Here is a 15,578-nt window from a genome sequence, read left to right on the forward strand (position 1 = left end):
GTCTCAGGCGGCCAGCGGCAGTGCGCCGAGGATGCCGGCGGCGAGCAGCAGGCGGTCGATCTCCTCGGCCGCCTTGACCGGACGCAGTTGCTGGTAGAGCGCCTCGGCCTCGGGATAGTTGCGGCGCAGCAACATCAGCCACTGCTTCAGGCGGCCGCCGGCATGTACCGGCAGCACGCGGACGCGCACGCCGCGCCAGAACATTTCCAGCCATGGCCGCAGTTCGCCCCAGCCGCCCAGCACCTCGCCACGGATGCGCCGGGCGAGGAAGGGGTCGGCCAGCGCGCCGCGCCCGATCATGACGTCGGCGCAGCCGCTCTCCTCGCGGATGCGTCGCCAGTCGTCGACGGTCCACACCTCGCCGTTGGCGATCACCGGGATGTCGATCGCCGCCCGCACCCGGTCGATCTGCGCCCAGCGCGCCGGCGGCCGGTAGCCATCGGCCTTGGTCCGGCCGTGCACGATCAGCGCGTCGGCGCCGCCGGCCTCGATCGCCTGCGCGCAATCGACTGCCAGACAGGTGTCGTCGATGCCAAGCCGCATCTTGGCGGTGAAGGGAATGGCCGCCGGCACCTCGGCACGCACCGCAGCAACGATGTCGTGCAGCAGTTGCGGCTCGCCGAGCAGCGCCGAACCGCCGCGATGGCGGAACACCGTCGGCGCCGGACAGCCGAAGTTGATGTCGATGCCGGCCGGATTGTGTTTCACCAGGCGCCGCGCGTTGCCGGCCATGAAATGCGGGTCGGAACCGAGCAACTGGACCCGCATCGGCGTCCCGGCTGGCGTCCGGCTGCCGTTCTTCAGCTCCGGACAGGTGCGCAGGAAGGTCCGGTTGGGCAGAACGCTCTCGGTCACCCGGACGAACTCGCAGATGCCCCAGTCATAGCCGCCCACCGCCGTCAGCACGTCGCGCATCAGCGGATCGGCGAGGCCTTCCATCGGGGCAAGAGCGATTCGTGACATCCGCAACCTTTCGGCAAATACTTGAAATGGCGCGCATTATCGCGGATTGCGCAAGACCGTGCGAGCCGCGATAATGCCAGACAGCCGTTTACGGACCCGACTGCAATTCCTGCAATTACACCTGCCGCGTGAGACCTGGCGATGAAACATCAGAAAAGCATTCTTGTTGAAACGCTACCGCGCATGATGACGGAAATCACCAGCGAAATTGCGCATATCGTCGCCACATCAGGCGTCCCCAGCGGCCTGGTCAATGTTTTCGTGCGTCACACATCCTGCTCGCTGACCATCACCGAAAAAGCCGACGCCGACATTCGCGGCGACCTGGAAACCCTCGCCAGACGCTGGGCCCCCGACGGCGATCCGGCCTATCGGCGCGATACGGAAGGCGAGGACGACATGGCCTCGCTGGCCCGCAGCGTGCTCACCGGCGTTTCCCTCAACATCCCCTGCGCCAACGGCCGCCTGCTGCTCGGCAGACTGCAAGGCATCTACCTCTGGGAACACCGCGCCCAGGCCCACCAGCGCGAGATCGTCGTCAGCGTGCTGGGGTGATAGGCAGGCGCCAACCCTCCCATAGTCCCGATTGATTGGCCTGGCGAAGCTGATATGCGCTATATTTGCCAACGACGTAAGCCCCTGCCGCCAACGCAGGATTCGCCCGGAAACGGCCCGCCGAGGTAAGCCAGCGCCGCTCCCGGTCAGGTCGCGCAGCGATGCGCCCAACCCGCTGTTTTCACGAAGGAGAACCGTCCATGGCAAACAAGAAAGCCAAATCCCCGAGCATCGACATCGGCATTTCCGACGCCGACCGCAAGAAGATCGTCGAAGGCCTGTCCGGCCTGCTCGCCGACAGCTACACGCTGTACCTGATGACGCACAACTTCCACTGGAACGTCAAAGGCCCGCAGTTCAACAGCCTGCACCTGATGTTCATGGGCCAATACACCGAGCAGTGGAACGCCCTCGACCTGATCGCCGAGCGCATCCGCGCCTTGGGTTTCCCGGCGCCGGGCACCTACAAGGAATTCGTCAAGCTCGCCTCGATCAAGGAAGTCGAAGGCGTGCCGAGCGCCGACGACATGGTCCGCCACCTGGTCGCCGCCCAGGAAGCCACCGCCCGCACCGCGCGCAAGCTGTTCCCGGTGGTCGCCGAAGCCGACGACCAGCCGACCGCCGACCTGCTCACCCAGCGCCTGGAAGTCCATGAAAAGACCGCCTGGATGCTGCGCAGCCTGCTTGAAGACTGAGGCGCCAAAGCGCTAACGCACGCAGGGCAGGATGGCAATCCTGCCCTTTTTCATTTTCCGACTTGAATCTCCCGCCATGCACCTTCCCCAGCACCAACTCGCGATGACCGTCCTGATGACGCCGGACATGGCCAACTTCTCCGGCAACGTCCACGGCGGCACCATCCTCAAGCTGCTCGACCAGGTCGCCTACGCCTGCGCCGCGCGCTACGCCAGCGAATACGTCGTCACGCTGTCGGTCGACCAGGTGATGTTCCGCCAGGCCATCCACGTCGGCGAACTGGTCACTTTTCTCGCCTCGGTCAATTACACCGGCAACACCTCGATGGAAATCGGCATCAAGGTGCTGACCGAAGACATCCGCGCCAAGGTCATCCGCCACGCCAACTCCTGTTTCTTCACCATGGTTGCCGTCGACGCCGACGGCAAGCCGACGCCGATCCCGCCGCTGACGCCGACCACGCCGGAAGAAATCCGCCGCTACCAGGCGGCGCAGGTGCGGCGCGAACTGCGCAAGGAATTCGAGGGACGGATGCAGGCGCTGACGCCGAAGGCCGCCTGAGCGCCCCGGCTGACGCAGGCTATTTCTGTGTTGACAGAAATTACAGACGCAACTACATTGCAGCCATGGAACTCAAACCTATCTCCGAAAGATTCATCCTCCACTGGGGCGAAATGGGCTCGCGCTGGGGCGTCAACCGTACCGTCGCGCAGATTCATGCCCTGCTCTATCTGGCCGGGCGGCCGATGGAAGCCGAGGAAATCGCCAGCACGCTGGGCGTCGCCCGCTCCAATGTCAGCACCAGCATCAAGGAGCTGCAATCGTGGAAGCTGGTGCGCACGGTGCATCTGAAGGGCGACCGGCGCGACCATTTCGAAACCTCGACCGATGTCTGGGAGTTGTTCAAGCTGATCGTCGAAGGCCGCCGCCAGCGTGAGATCGACCCGACCATAGCCGTCCTCAACGGTTTTCTCAGCAACCCGGACCTGGCCGCCGAGGACGAAGGCGCCCAGCAGCGCATCCGCGAGACGCTGGAGTTCATACAGATCCTCACCACCTGGTCCGACGAAATGCTGCGCCTGAAGCCGGAAACGCTGATGAAGATGCTCGGCATCGGCGCCAAATTGAGCCAGACCTTCCGCAAGGGCAGCAGCAGCGAATAAACAGCTTTCACCCGGCATGGGCCGTTCCGGCCCATTTTTTTGAAGCATTAATTTCTGTCTTTACAGAAATATTCGTAACAGAGAAAACACCATGGACTCGACCCTGATCTTCCTGCTGCAAGTGACCATCGCCCTGCTCGCCGGCGGCCTCGCCGCGTACTACCTGAAAGCCGCGCTCACCGGCATCCTGACCGACCTGTGCGGCACCGCCGGACGTGCCGATTTCTGGTGGCGGACGAGCGCGATTCTGTTGCTCGGGCTGCCGCTGCTGCTCGTCCTTTTCCTCGGCGACACCGGCGACGATCTGGCCGTTGCCCTGCGCCATGCCGGCCGTCTCAACCTGGTCGGCGTACTCGTCGCGGTCGGCCTGCTCTCGCGTCGCATCTGGAAGCACATACCGCCGCCAGCCGCCTTGCCGCAACGCCAGCCCGGCACCGGCCAGGAGACGACGCCATGCGCATCCTGATCACCGGCGCCAGCGGCTTCATCGGCAGCGCGCTGGGCCGGGCGCTGAGCGCTGCCGGGCACCAGGTGCTGCGCGGCGTGCGCCGGCCGCAGGCGGCCGACGAGGTCGCCATCGATTTCAGCCGTCCCGACCCGGCCGCCTGGCAGCAGGCCTTGCGCGGCTGCGATGCCGCCATCAACGCCGTCGGCATCCTGCGCGAACAGGGCGAGCAGACTTTTTCGGCCCTGCACACGCGTGGACCGCAGGCTTTCTTCAGCGCCTGCGTCGCCGCCGGCGTACGCCGCATCGTGCAGGTTTCGGCGCAGGGAGCGGACCGTGGCACAGCGCCTTTCCTCGCCAGCAAGCGCGCCGCCGACGATTTCCTGCGCGGCCTGCCGCTGGAATGGCAGATCGTCCGCCCGGCGCTGGTCCATGGTGAAGCCGGCGCCTCGGCCCGCGCCTTCCGCCTGCTCGCCAGCCTGCCGCTGACGCCGATGCCACTGGGCGGCCACCAGAAAGTGCACTGCATCCACATCGACGACCTGTGCGGCGAAATCCTCCGCCTGCTCGACCCCGCGACGCCGGCCGGCCTGTGCGTCGACCTGCGCGGCGGCGAAGCCATCAGCCTGCGCGATCTGCTCGCCACCTACCGCCGCCACATGGGTTTTGCGCCGGCGCCGGCCCCGGTGCTGCCGCTGCCGGGCTGGCTGATGGCCATCGCCGCCCGCGTCGGCGAACACCTGCCTGGCGGTCTGCTCGACACGCAAACCTGGCGCATGCTGCAAAGCGCCGATGCCTACGTCGGCACGCCCCACCCGCCCGAAGCCCGCCACCCGGCCCAATTCATCACGCCTAGCGAGGCGCCCTGCCTGCGCCAGCAAGCCCTGGCCGCCTGGCGCGCCCCGCTGCTACGCGTGGCGCTCGCCGCCGTCTGGCTGATCACCGCCTGGGTCAGCCTGTTCGCTTATCCAATCCCCGACAGTATGGCGCTGCTCGCCCGCACCGGCCTCACCGGCACGCCGGCCATGCTCGCGCTGATCGGCGCCGCACTGCTCGACGCCGCCTTTGGCCTGGCCACACTGTTCGCCCCCGGCCGCCGCCTGTGGCTGGCGCAGATGGCGCTGATCGCCGGCTATTCGGCGGTGATCGCCGTCTGCCTGCCGGAATTCTTGATCCATCCCTACGGCCCGCTCAGCAAGAACCTGACTATCCTGGCCGTGCTCACCCTGCTTTACGCCGAGGAGGAAAGACCATGACCACCTACTTCGTTCTCAAGGCCCTGCACATCCTGTCGTCCGTGCTGCTCGTCGGCACCGGCTTCGGCTCGGCCTTCTACCTGTATTTCACCAACCGCCGCGGCCCGGTCGCCGCCATCGCCACCACCGCCCGCCTGGTGGTGCGCGCCGACTGGTGGTTCACCACGCCGACGGTGCTCTTCCAGCCGATTTCCGGCCTCTGGCTCGCCCACCTCGGCGGCTATGAATGGACGACGCCGTGGATCGTCGTCACCCTGGTGCTCTACGTCATCGCCGGTCTGTGCTGGCTGCCGGTGGTCTGGCTGCAACTGCGCATGGCCGACATGGCCGAAGCCGCCGCGGCCGCCAACGAGCAACTGCCGCCGCGCTACTGGCGCTACGCCCGGCTCTGGGAACGCCTCGGCTACCCGGCCTTCGTCGCCATGCTCGCCGTTTTCTTCCTGATGGTCCTCAAGCCCACCTTCTGAAACCAAGGAGATCACCATGCACCAGCCTTCGCTCATGCAGCAAGCCCTCGGCACCGATTGGGAAGCCCTGCCGGCGCCGCTGCGCCGCCATTACCAGCGCGCCGGACATAGCACCGTCGGCACCCTCGACATCGCCTACCCGCGCTGGATGCAGCCGCTGCTCAGCGGTCTGCACCGGATCGGCGCGCTCATCCATCGGCGCGGCAAGCGCGTGCCGACCACGGTCGCCAAGCAGATGGACGCCGACGGCCTGACCCAACGCTGGCACCGCGACATCCGCTTCGCCGACGGCCAGCTCATCGTCTTCAAAAGCCACTGGCGCCATGCCGACAGCAATCGTCTGGTCGAATACGTCAATCCCTTCCTCGGCCTGTGCATGGCGGTGTCGGTTGAAAACGGCTGCCTGCGCTACTGTGGCCGGCATTTCGAACTGAAGTTCGGCGCCCTGCACCTGCCGCTGCCGGAATGGCTGCTGCTCGGTCATACCGAGATCGTCGAACAAGCCGTCGACGACGAGCATTTCGTCATGGATTTCCGCATCAGCCACCCGCTGTTCGGCGAGACCTTTCGCTACGGCGGTGAATTCCGCGCCTGAAGCCACCTTATAATCCCGCCCATGCTGCGCTTCGTCCTCGACACCAACGTCGTCCTCGATCTCTACCACTGGGCCAATGTCGAGGCGGTGCCGATCATGGCCGCGCTCGAGGCCGGGCAGATCGAATGCCTGGCCGACGAACGCACGCTAGCCGAACTGCAGCGCGTGCTGACCTACCCGCAACTGAAGCTGACGCCGGAGATGATCGCCGAGCGCTACGCCCGCTACCGCGCGCTGGTCAGGCTCATTCCCGAAGGCGAGGCGCCGCCGCTGCCGCGCTGCAAGGACCGCGACGACCAGAAGTTCCTCGAACTCGCCGCTCGCGCCGGCGCCGACATCCTGGTCAGCAAGGACAAGGCGCTGCTCAAGCTGACCGGCCGCACCAAGCTGGCCTTCCGCATCGTCAAGCCGGCTGCCGCCTGCGCGCTGCTGCCGGCAATTCCCGACTCTCCCGCCCACGGCTGAAGCGAACATGACCGATACCCTGCCCCACCTCTCCCTGGCCGAAACCCGCGTCCTCGGCACGCTGGTCGAAAAGCAGCGCACCGTGCCCGACACCTACCCGCTGTCACTCAATGCGCTGACCGCCGGCTGCAACCAGAAGACCAGCCGCCAGCCGGTGCTCGAACTGAGCGAAGCGGAAATCCTGGCGGCGCTTGACGGCCTCAAGGACGCCGGCCTGGCGGTCGAAGTCAGCGGCAGCCGCGTCGTCCGTTTCGAGCATCGGCTAGAGAAGGTGCTCGCCGTGCCGACCCAGGCCTCGGCGCTGCTCACCGTGCTGATGCTGCGCGGCCCGCAGACCGCTGGCGAATTGCGCCTGAACTGCGAGCGCCTGCACCGTTTCGCCGACATCTCGGCGGTCGAGGCCTTCCTCGAAGAACTGGCCGGCCGCGGCCTGGTCGTCGAACTGCCGCGCCTGCCCGGTTCTCGTGAGAATCGCTGGAGCCACCTGCTGAGCGGCCAGCCGGCAGTGGAGGCGCCGGCGGCAAGCGGCGGACGGGCCGGCAATCAGGAAATCGACGAACTGAAAACCCGCGTCAGCACACTGGAAAGCGAAGTCGCCGAACTGCGCGCCCAGTTCGCCGCGCTGCGCGCCGAACTCGGCGGCTGAGCGGAGCCGTCTCAGGCCGCCGGCAACAGCTTCAGGAAGTGATCGAGGATCATGAAGTGGTCCTCGAACAACTCGCCTTCCATTGCCGCCAGTTCGCCGATCGGCACCCATTTTGCCGCTGCCGCGTCGTCGGCGCCGGCGACTGCCGGTAGCCGGCTGTCGCCGAGGTCGAACCAGTGGGCGTGGGTGATGGTGCGGCCGCGCTGGCTGCGGTCGGGGTGGTCGAAAACCGCCGTGCCGCGCAGCAGGCTTTCGAGCGTCGCCGGCAACAGCGCGAAGCCGGTTTCTTCCTGCAGTTCGCGCATCGCCCCCTGCAAAACCCGCTCGCGCGGCTCCAGGAAGCCGCCGGGCAATGCCCACTGGCCCTTGCCGGGCGGCTGGCCGCGTTCGATCAGCAGCACATGGCCGGCGGCGGTGACCACCGCGTCGACGGTGATGAACGGCCCGGTGCCCCAGGTTTTCTTGCCGGCTTCGACGCGCGCATGTTCCTCGCGCAGGCCGGCGACGAACGGCAGATTCAGCCAGCCCAGCAGGTAATGGACGACCGCCGCCGGCGCCTGACCGGCGAGCAGCGCCTGCGTCGCCGCGCGGTCTTCGCCCTCGAACAGAATGCGGCGCAGGCTGGTGGCGTTGATCGCGCCGTAGGCCGGCGCCGGCAGCAGCGTCCAGCCGGGGAAACCATGCAGGTATTCGCTGGTCGCGTCCTTGTGATGGCCGATCAACGCGATGTGCGCGCCCGGCGCCGTATTTGCCGCCACTGCGGCCTGCGCCGCGGCGCGCCAGCGATGTTCGTCGTAGTAGTCGCGCAGCGGCAGGAAAGTCACGCGCGCTTTCGTCGCCTCGTCCAGCGTCAGCGCGATCATGCTCGCCCGTTCTTCCCAACTGAACGGATTCTTGGCGCTGCGCGCGGCGTGCGCTGAACCGAGCAGGACGATGACTTTGTCCGCACAGCCCAGCGCCTGCGCCAGCAGCGCCGCGTGGCCGTTGTGGAAGGGCTGGAAGCGGCCGATGACGACGGCGATGCCGAATTTCTCTTGGCTATTCATGCTCGGCTCCTCAATCGTATTTGGCGGCAATCGGCATCTGCCGCCCGCTGCCGAAGGCGCGGCCGCGCAGGCGGAGGATGGGCGGGGCCTGGCGGCGCTTGTACTCGTTGCGGGCGATCAGGCGACGGACACGGGCGATCAGCGCCGGGCCGTCGGGGCCGGCGGCGAGCGTGGCGTAGTCGGCCTGCACGGCGGCGCGCTCGTCGGCGCCCAGACGTTCGCCTTCGATCAGCACTTTCAGGATGGTGTCGAGCACCGGGTAAGGCGGCAGGCTGTCGCTGTCGCGCTGGTCGGGCGCCAGTTCGGCCGACGGCTCCTTGTCGATGATGGCGGTGGGGATCAGCTCGCGCCCGGCTTCGGCGTTGAGGTGGCGGCACAGTTCAAAGACCTCGGTCTTGTAGAGGTCGCCGATCAGGCCGAGGCCGCCGTTGGTGTCGCCGTAGAGCGTGCAGTAGCCGACCGAGATTTCGCTCTTGTTGCCGGTGGTCAGCAGCAGGTGGCCGTAGCGGTTGGAGTAAGCCATGAGCACGGTGCCGCGCACGCGCGCCTGAAGGTTTTCCAGCGCCAGGCCATGCAGCGGCTCGCCGAAGGCGGCGGCAAAATCGGCCTCGTACTGGCCGACCAGCGCCTTGATCGGGTGCGTGTACAACTTGATGCCAAGGTTGGCGCACAGCGTCACCGAGTCGTCGACGCTGCCGCTGCTGGAAAAGCGCGACGGCAGCGTCACCGCGACGACGTTCTCCGGCCGCAGCGCCTCGGCGGCGAGCGCCAGGGTCAGCGCCGAGTCGATGCCGCCGGAGGAGCCGACCACCACCTGCTTGAAGCCGCAGCGGCGGGCGTAGTCGCGCAGGCCGAGGACGATCTGCCGACGATAGAACTCCATCACCGGCAACCCGGCCGCCGCCACCGGCGCCAGCGGCGCGCCGTCGCCAGCGCGGAAGGCGGTGCCGTCCCATTGCAGCGTCACCTGCGCGGCGACGAAACGCGGCGCCTCGAAGACCACGCCGTCCTCCGGCGTCACCGCGAAGGAGGCGCCGTCGTAGACCAACTGGTCGTGGCCGCCGATCTGGTTCACATAGACCAGCGGCAGCTTGTGGCGGCGGCTGGCGGCGGCGAACAGCGCGTGCCGCTGCTCGCGCTTGCCGATGTTGGACGGGCTGGCGTTGATCGACACGACCAGGTCCGGCGCCGCGTCGGCCAGGCGGCGGAAGGGATTGACCGCGTAATCGGCGCCGTCGTCGTTCCAGCCGTCCTCGCAGATCAGGAAGCCGACCTGGGCGCCGCCAACGCGCAGCACGCGGGCCACATCCGGTCCCGGCGCGAAGTGGCGCGATTCGTCAAAGACGTTGTAGGTCGGCAGCAACTGCTTGGCGTAGCTCAACACCACCTCGCCGTCGCGCAGCACCAGCAGGCTGTTGTGCAGGCGCTTGCCCGGCCCCGCGCGCCGGGTCGGCGCGCCGACCACCCAGCACAGGCCGGGCGTGGCGCGGCTGGCGGCGGCGAGTTGCGCCAGGCCGGCGTCGACGCGGGCGAGAAAATCCGCTTCGTCGAGCAGGTCGCCCGGCCAGTAGCCGGTCAGCGACAGCTCGGGAAAAATCACCATGCTGGCGCCGTCGACCGCAGCATTTTGCGCAGCGGCGCTCATCAGCGCGACATTGCCGGCGATGTCGCCGACGGTCGGGTTGATCTGGGCCAGCGACAGACGCAGCGCGCTCATGATCCACCGTCCTTGCGCCCGAACACCTGGCGCAGGTAGGCGAGGAAGGTCTGGTCGTCGCACAGGGTCTTGCCCGGCGAATCCGAGAGCTTGGCCACCGGCTGGCCGTTGCAGGCGACGATCTTCATGACCACGTTGAGCGCGGCAAAGGGCGTGTCGTTGGACAGGTTGGTGCCGATGCCGTAGGAGGTCATGACGCGGCCGCGATAGCGCCGGAACAGCTCGACGGCGCGCGGCAAATCAAGGCCGTCGGAGAAGACCAGGCGCTTGCTGCGCGGGTCGATGTGCAGCTTGCGGTAGTGCGCCAGCGCCTTTTCCGCCCACTCGACCGGGTCGCCGGAATCGTGCCGGAGGCCGTCGAAAAGCTTGGCGAAGTAGAGGTCGAAGTCGCCGAGGAAGGCGTCCATGCCGACCACGTCGGTCAGCGCCACGCCGAGGTCGCCCCGGTATTCCTGCACCCAGCCTTCGAGCGCCGCCTTCTGGAAATCGCGCAGGCGGAAGCCGAAGGACTGGTAGGCCTGCAGGTATTCGTGCGCCATGGTGCCGATCGGGGTCAGGCCCATTTCCTTGGCGAAGAGCACGTTCGAGGTGCCGCGGAAATTGACCGGCAGCTCGGCCGCCAGCGTGCGCACCACTTCCTCGTGCCAGGCGCCGGAATAACGGCGGCGCAGACCGAAATCGAAGAAGACGAAAGGCTCGTCCGGCGCGCAGAGTTCGTCGCCCAGCCCCTTGAGGAAATCGATCTTCTCGCGCAGCCGCGCCCGCGCCACCGTCAGCAGGTTCTCGTCTTCCGGCAAGCGACGGAAATACAGTTCATTGACGATGTAGAGCACGAAGATCTCGAAGGCCATCACATGCACCAGCGGCCCGCGCGCGACGATCTCCAGCGTCTCGCCATTGACCCGCGTTTCGATGAAACGGCGCTGGAAGCGGAAGAGCGACAGAAAATCGACAAAATCGCTCTTGATGAAGCGTAGACCGCGCAGGTATGCCAGCTCGTCGTCGGCGAAAGTCAGCGAACACAGCCGGTCCAGCTCCGCATCCACCGCCGGCTTCAGCTCGGCCAGTGGGAACAGCGGCGTGTTGCGGCAGACGAAGGCGTACTCGGCCTGGGCGCCGGGATGACTGTGCAGCAGCGCCTGCCACATGGTGAACTTGTAGAGGTCGTTCTCCAGCAAGCTGCGGACGACGGGTTGCTGTGCCATGGTGCTCATCTTCCTTCTCCTTGTTCCTGCCGTTGCCGGCGGCCGCAGGCGCGGCTTTCAGCAAAATCCTGCGGTCAACGCCGAAAACGGCACAAATTTTTCAGCAGTTCGCCAACAACTCCGGCAACACCGCCTGCGCCGTACTCAGGCGCAAGCCCCGCTGCCGCATGTCGTCAAGAAATTCGGCGTACTGCGCCTCGAACCCGCCCACCGCGCTCATGCAGTCGGTGAGCAGCACCAGCCGCCCGAGTTCGCCGGCCGGCCAGTTCTCCACGACGTGCTCGACGGTGGCCCGCACGCAGTGGCTGCCCGCCTCGCCGGTGAACAACACCAGATCGGCCGTCGCCAGGCTGGCCAGGAAACCGGCGTTCAACTGCGTATCGGCATCGTCGGCATCCGGCACCTCGGCCTGGATGGCGCTGAAGTGCTCGGTCCACGGATTGCTGCCCTTGAACACCTTGGTCACCACGGCGGCATTCGCCTCTTCCCAGGCGTTGTAGGCGGCGCGCACGGCGGCATGGACGCTGTGGCCCCAGGTGCCGATCTCGCAGTGCACCGGCCAGACCATGTGCACATACCGCCCGGCCGCCTCCAGCGCCTCCAGATAGGCCAGCACGCGCGGCAGCGCCTCAGCCCGGCGCGGCAGGAAACGCCCGCCACGCACATCGGCCGCGCGAATCTGCGTAAACGCCCCGACCGCACTGCCATCGCCCTGCCGCCAGAAGGTCGGATGCGCGATATCGACGCGCTGGTGGGCATCGAGCGTCAGCGAAATATCGCTCAAACCGGCACCGCCGGCGCGGATCAATTCCGCCACCCGCCACAAATCCGCATCCGCCCCCGCCACCGGCAAAGCCGGCGCCTGATGCACGCCGCCGATGACCGGACAATCCGCCGCCGGCAGATCGCAGAAATCGTTCTGCGGATCGATGATGACCAGATGAATACGCTGCTTCGCCATGATCGTTCTCCTTGGGTACAAGCGCTTGGACCAGCGCTTGAGTGCACTGTAGAACAGTTAGTTTAAGTTTGCAACTAATTAGAGAACTGAGGCATTCGATCGATGCGATGTTTGGCGAGAAATGAGACCGCATGGGTTTCCCATGCACATTGGGTCATGCGAAAGTGATACGCTTGCGGCTGCACATAAACGACCGCCGCGTTTGCCATGAATTCAATACAGAAAATAAATGAGCTATTCGCCAAGAGAATCGCCAATTCAGGCTTTCTTCCTGCACAGTTGACCAGCATATTCGGCAAGCAACCGGAATACACAGCGCTCCCGGCACATATCCCAGTCAAACGCCATGCCCGGGCGCGATATATTCCAGAAAATAACACCTTGAACACCACATCATGCCGCTCTCGCAGATGTTCTCAGGCTGACACATCGCTCCGAATGGAAGGCGATGTTCCATAGCACCCAGAGGATATGAAATCGACTTTTCGTTAGCCATTTAGCACTTACTACACTGCGCAAATCAAGGAGAAATAATGCGGCCCACAGGGAGAAAAACGCCTATGCTGGAGCATTTAGATGGAGCACCGTCCTGGACAAAAAGCAAAAGTTTTACCCAGCTGAAACCAGTGCTCACTTTCGTGGTCGAAATTCTAGTTGCAACCGCGGTGCTTGGCATTGTTGGTCTTGCAGCAGTAGCGATTAGTCTTGCCGTTCATTGGCTCGAAGCCATAAAAATTGATGGACTCATAGTAAGTACACTTAGTGCACTTGAATATGCAGTTCTTGCTTGTGACGCAATTCTTTATATTTTATTTGTTGGAAAATCGACCGTTAAAACTGCGAGGGAACTACTATGGGAACTATAACTTGGATTATCCATAGCACCAGCCCTATTGTAAGAAGGACTGTTATTTCGTATTTTCGCCCCCTCATCGATATATTTCGCATTGATGAATTGCCAGAGGCAAGAAAAAAAAACAAAGACCATTCAAAAAACAGCAACCACAGAGTAGTCGCGGCAATTTCTAAAGCAGTTTGTTATAACCAGGGTGAATTTGTTCAGTACTACTTCCTTGCGTCTGAACGACACAGAGCGCTCAAGGAATACATGCAGACTCCCACATGGGATCGCAACAGGGTAAAATCCCTAACATCCGAGCTGATAAACTTTCTGAACACCGAATTTCACAGAAATGCATTTGAGAACTTTGACATTATTCATGCGTATTTCTCAGGAAGACATCCCATAGAGCCTCGTGTTTGCATTAAAGGTTCGTTTCGCTCCAAAGACAAAAATACGATTGTTTCTGTGTTTCGTGATCGAAAAGTCGCATACATATCTGATGCTGATGTGAAGTCCAATACAGGTTTCGACACGATCGCAAACACGGGACGGTACTTCTTGCTTAATAACATCCCGGAGGCCGCTCGTAAAGGCGCCTATCACAATCCTCGCCTTGATTTGTCCAAGGTAAAACATTTGTATTCGTCACACCACAGAAAAGACAAAAATGCCACGGGCCATGCTAGCGATCTGAATTACTGGCCGGAGTGCTGGAAAGACTCACACGGTCAGAATAAAGACACGACATCTTTCTATAAGTCCACATTAATAATCCCCATGACAATGTGGAATAACAAGCTTTCTGAGGCATTTAAGTCTCTAATTCATATACAAAATGTCGACAGAACGATATTTGGGTTTTTATGCCTTGATCATGTTGACACGAACTACTTCAGGGAAGAAGACGATGTCGCAGTGGGCTATGTATTTGCCGATCTGTTATCACTCTACTTATTCGCCAGGGCTATTTATACGGAAATTTCTCGTACTTTTTCGGAAGCTGAGAGCTACTTGGATGAGCAGCAGCTCGACATCACACTAGAAAAATTTGACTTCGCCCTCAGAAGCAAAGATTTCTCTTCAATATTGGATGGATTCTCGACTATCAAGCCTAAAAAGACCACTAACAACATGTTATTTCCCGTAGACGAAGGACTGCGAGATTACGCTCAGACTCAAAGCAATGTATCATCCTTGTCATCTACCAAAAATGAGCCAAATGGCCAAGATTAATTTAGTTTCGAAAATAGGTGACAGACCACGGTTTAAACCCGTTTCAAAAAACGAAAATCTTGGTCAGTCCCTGATTTTTCATGCCATTGCCTTTTAGATGAATCGCCTTCTTCAGCAAATTAAAGGGTCAGAGACATTTTGATTCCAAATTCACTCCGCCCTTCTTATTCGTCAACCGAACCGCCCAAAGCTGCGCTTTGTATCGTTGGCTGAATTTCAAAATCATGTGTCTCAAGTAGCGAGGTAATCGCCAATTGAAGTCTGTTCTACTCCCCCTTCATCTTGCCTTCGTTGGTATCTGGCTCGGGTGCGTCATCACCGAAGCGCTCTTTGAGCGAGCTCTTCTCGGCAAGGGGCGCGCCCAGGAACTCATTCTTGTCGCGCTCCACAAACGCGTAGATCTCGTTGTCGAAATACCGGCGTTCATTGTGGTTCTCGTTACCGGGGCAGCAATGCTCTCCTCGGTCAATCCCAACCCATTGCTCACTACCAAGATCGCGTTTGGCCTTCTTGCAATCGCAACAAATATTTACTGCGTCTGGCTTGTCTTTCGCCGCGCACAGGCCGCTCAGTCAGATCAACAAGCCGAGTTCACACGGCTCGATCATCTGCAGCACAAATTCGGCGCGGTTGTATTGCTTGCGATTGTGACCGCACTTGCCATCGGGATTTATCTCTATGCCAACGCGTTAGGCTAAAGGGATCAGCTTCGTAAACATTTAAACAAGGGACAGACCAAGGTTTTTCAGCGGCAAAGCCGTACATTCCGGTTATCTCAAAACCTCTGAAAAAATGAAAACCCTGATCATCGCAATCCTCGCCATTTCGCTGTACGTAGCCATCTCAGAGCTTTCAGCAAAACGGAAAGCCGAATCCCTTTGCAATTCATTCAGCATCGGCGACAAGGCCGATAATTTATTGGAAATTGCAATAAATGCCGGTGCCAGAAAAAGTGGTATCTATCTGGAAAAAAATGGCTCATCCCAGACCATCTACGCCGCATTCACGGGGTATTACCCAGGATCCGACTTTATTTGCGGAATTAAAACCAAGAACGGCATAGTCATTGCCCAGGGCCTTTGCACTCGAACATCATAGCGAGTGGAATATGCCGTTGAAGTCACATGACCGAGAGAATCGTTAACTTTCATTGGCTTATGCATGTGTATTGTAAACGCCTGAAGAATCCGGTCCACTTTCGTCTTTTGGACGGACGAAATGCGCCATGGAAGCTTCAGTCTGATGGATTGCCTTGATGAGCTTGAAGACCCGCGAGAAACCAGTAATGGAACGCTCTACGATTTCCGGGAGCTGCTGGTGA

19 protein-coding genes are annotated in these 15,578 nt (G+C 62.3%); 14 read left to right on the top strand and 5 right to left on the bottom strand.

The annotated features are described in order from the left end of the window. Positions 1-3: 3 nt before the first annotated feature. The gene (locus ACLIIZ_RS04860; protein ID WP_416691069.1) at positions 4-963 is read right to left on the bottom strand and encodes a tRNA dihydrouridine synthase; all 960 of its coding nucleotides are present in this window, start codon (positions 961-963) and stop codon (positions 4-6) included. Between the two features lie 141 nt (positions 964-1,104). Here ACLIIZ_RS04860 and ACLIIZ_RS04865 point away from each other — a divergent pair, with 141 nt between their 5' ends. The 10 genes from ACLIIZ_RS04865 (at position 1,105) to ACLIIZ_RS04910 (ending at position 7,251) form a co-directional block, all read left to right on the top strand. Further along, positions 1,105-1,518, top strand: coding sequence for a secondary thiamine-phosphate synthase enzyme YjbQ (locus ACLIIZ_RS04865; protein WP_416691070.1), 414 nt, complete (start codon positions 1,105-1,107; stop codon positions 1,516-1,518). Positions 1,519-1,718: 200 nt separating this feature from the next. After that, positions 1,719-2,213 carry a Dps family protein gene (locus ACLIIZ_RS04870; protein WP_416691071.1) on the top strand — a complete coding sequence of 165 codons (495 nt, stop codon included), beginning with the start codon at positions 1,719-1,721 and terminating at the stop codon, positions 2,211-2,213. Between the two features lie 76 nt (positions 2,214-2,289). Beyond that, positions 2,290-2,775 carry an acyl-CoA thioesterase gene (locus ACLIIZ_RS04875; RefSeq protein ID WP_416691072.1) on the top strand — a complete coding sequence of 162 codons (486 nt, stop codon included), beginning with the start codon at positions 2,290-2,292 and terminating at the stop codon, positions 2,773-2,775. Positions 2,776-2,840: 65 nt separating this feature from the next. Continuing rightward, a complete protein-coding gene (locus tag ACLIIZ_RS04880) occupies positions 2,841-3,377 on the top strand; it encodes a GbsR/MarR family transcriptional regulator (protein WP_416691073.1) in 537 nt (178 codons plus the stop codon). A gap of 91 nt (positions 3,378-3,468) precedes the next feature. Beyond that, on the top strand, positions 3,469-3,843 hold the full coding sequence (locus ACLIIZ_RS04885; protein ID WP_416691074.1) for a hypothetical protein: 375 nt from the start codon (positions 3,469-3,471) through the stop codon (positions 3,841-3,843). Continuing rightward, positions 3,831-5,078 (top strand): SDR family oxidoreductase, encoded by a 1,248-nt coding sequence (locus ACLIIZ_RS04890; RefSeq protein WP_416691075.1) that lies wholly within the window; start codon positions 3,831-3,833, stop codon positions 5,076-5,078. Before ACLIIZ_RS04885 ends, ACLIIZ_RS04890 begins: the two co-directional genes overlap by 13 nt. Continuing rightward, entirely contained in the window at positions 5,075-5,545 is a 471-nt protein-coding gene (locus tag ACLIIZ_RS04895; RefSeq protein ID WP_416691076.1) for a DUF2269 family protein, read from the top strand. Before ACLIIZ_RS04890 ends, ACLIIZ_RS04895 begins: the two co-directional genes overlap by 4 nt. 16 nt (positions 5,546-5,561) lie before the next feature. Beyond that, a complete protein-coding gene (locus tag ACLIIZ_RS04900) occupies positions 5,562-6,140 on the top strand; it encodes a DUF4166 domain-containing protein (RefSeq protein WP_416691077.1) in 579 nt (192 codons plus the stop codon). Between the two features lie 21 nt (positions 6,141-6,161). Continuing rightward, complete coding sequence (locus tag ACLIIZ_RS04905) at positions 6,162-6,605, top strand: putative toxin-antitoxin system toxin component, PIN family (RefSeq protein ID WP_416691078.1); 444 nt, start codon at positions 6,162-6,164, stop codon at positions 6,603-6,605. A gap of 7 nt (positions 6,606-6,612) precedes the next feature. After that, complete coding sequence (locus ACLIIZ_RS04910; RefSeq protein WP_416691079.1) at positions 6,613-7,251, top strand: YceH family protein; 639 nt, start codon at positions 6,613-6,615, stop codon at positions 7,249-7,251. 11 nt (positions 7,252-7,262) lie between these two features. Here the strand turns inward: ACLIIZ_RS04910 and ACLIIZ_RS04915 are convergent, their stop codons facing one another. From ACLIIZ_RS04915 to ACLIIZ_RS04930, 4 genes are all read right to left on the bottom strand, one after another. Further along, on the bottom strand, positions 7,263-8,297 hold the full coding sequence (locus ACLIIZ_RS04915; protein ID WP_416691080.1) for an NUDIX domain-containing protein: 1,035 nt from the start codon (positions 8,295-8,297) through the stop codon (positions 7,263-7,265). Positions 8,298-8,307: 10 nt separating this feature from the next. After that, a complete protein-coding gene (locus ACLIIZ_RS04920) occupies positions 8,308-10,014 on the bottom strand; it encodes an NAD+ synthase (RefSeq protein WP_416691081.1) in 1,707 nt (568 codons plus the stop codon). Next, positions 10,011-11,228 (bottom strand): nicotinate phosphoribosyltransferase, encoded by a 1,218-nt coding sequence (gene pncB / locus ACLIIZ_RS04925; protein WP_416691082.1) that lies wholly within the window; start codon positions 11,226-11,228, stop codon positions 10,011-10,013. The genes ACLIIZ_RS04920 and pncB overlap by 4 nt, the downstream gene beginning before the upstream one ends. A gap of 91 nt (positions 11,229-11,319) precedes the next feature. Then, on the bottom strand, positions 11,320-12,180 hold the full coding sequence (locus ACLIIZ_RS04930) for a cysteine hydrolase family protein (RefSeq protein WP_416691083.1): 861 nt from the start codon (positions 12,178-12,180) through the stop codon (positions 11,320-11,322). 533 nt (positions 12,181-12,713) lie between these two features. Here ACLIIZ_RS04930 and ACLIIZ_RS04935 point away from each other — a divergent pair. From ACLIIZ_RS04935 to ACLIIZ_RS04950, 4 genes are all read left to right on the top strand, one after another. Next, the gene (locus ACLIIZ_RS04935) at positions 12,714-13,046 is read left to right on the top strand and encodes a hypothetical protein (protein ID WP_416691084.1); all 333 of its coding nucleotides are present in this window, start codon (positions 12,714-12,716) and stop codon (positions 13,044-13,046) included. After that, the gene (locus ACLIIZ_RS04940) at positions 13,034-14,257 is read left to right on the top strand and encodes a hypothetical protein (RefSeq protein ID WP_416691085.1); all 1,224 of its coding nucleotides are present in this window, start codon (positions 13,034-13,036) and stop codon (positions 14,255-14,257) included. The genes ACLIIZ_RS04935 and ACLIIZ_RS04940 overlap by 13 nt, the downstream gene beginning before the upstream one ends. Positions 14,258-14,511: 254 nt before the next feature. Further along, a complete protein-coding gene (locus tag ACLIIZ_RS04945) occupies positions 14,512-14,955 on the top strand; it encodes a hypothetical protein (RefSeq protein WP_416691086.1) in 444 nt (147 codons plus the stop codon). Between the two features lie 94 nt (positions 14,956-15,049). Continuing rightward, the gene (locus tag ACLIIZ_RS04950) at positions 15,050-15,355 is read left to right on the top strand and encodes a hypothetical protein (RefSeq protein ID WP_416691087.1); all 306 of its coding nucleotides are present in this window, start codon (positions 15,050-15,052) and stop codon (positions 15,353-15,355) included. Positions 15,356-15,578: the final 223 nt, after the last annotated feature.

The organism is Azonexus caeni, assembly GCF_048146105.1.
Lineage (GTDB): Bacteria > Pseudomonadota > Gammaproteobacteria > Burkholderiales > Rhodocyclaceae > Azonexus > Azonexus aromaticus_B.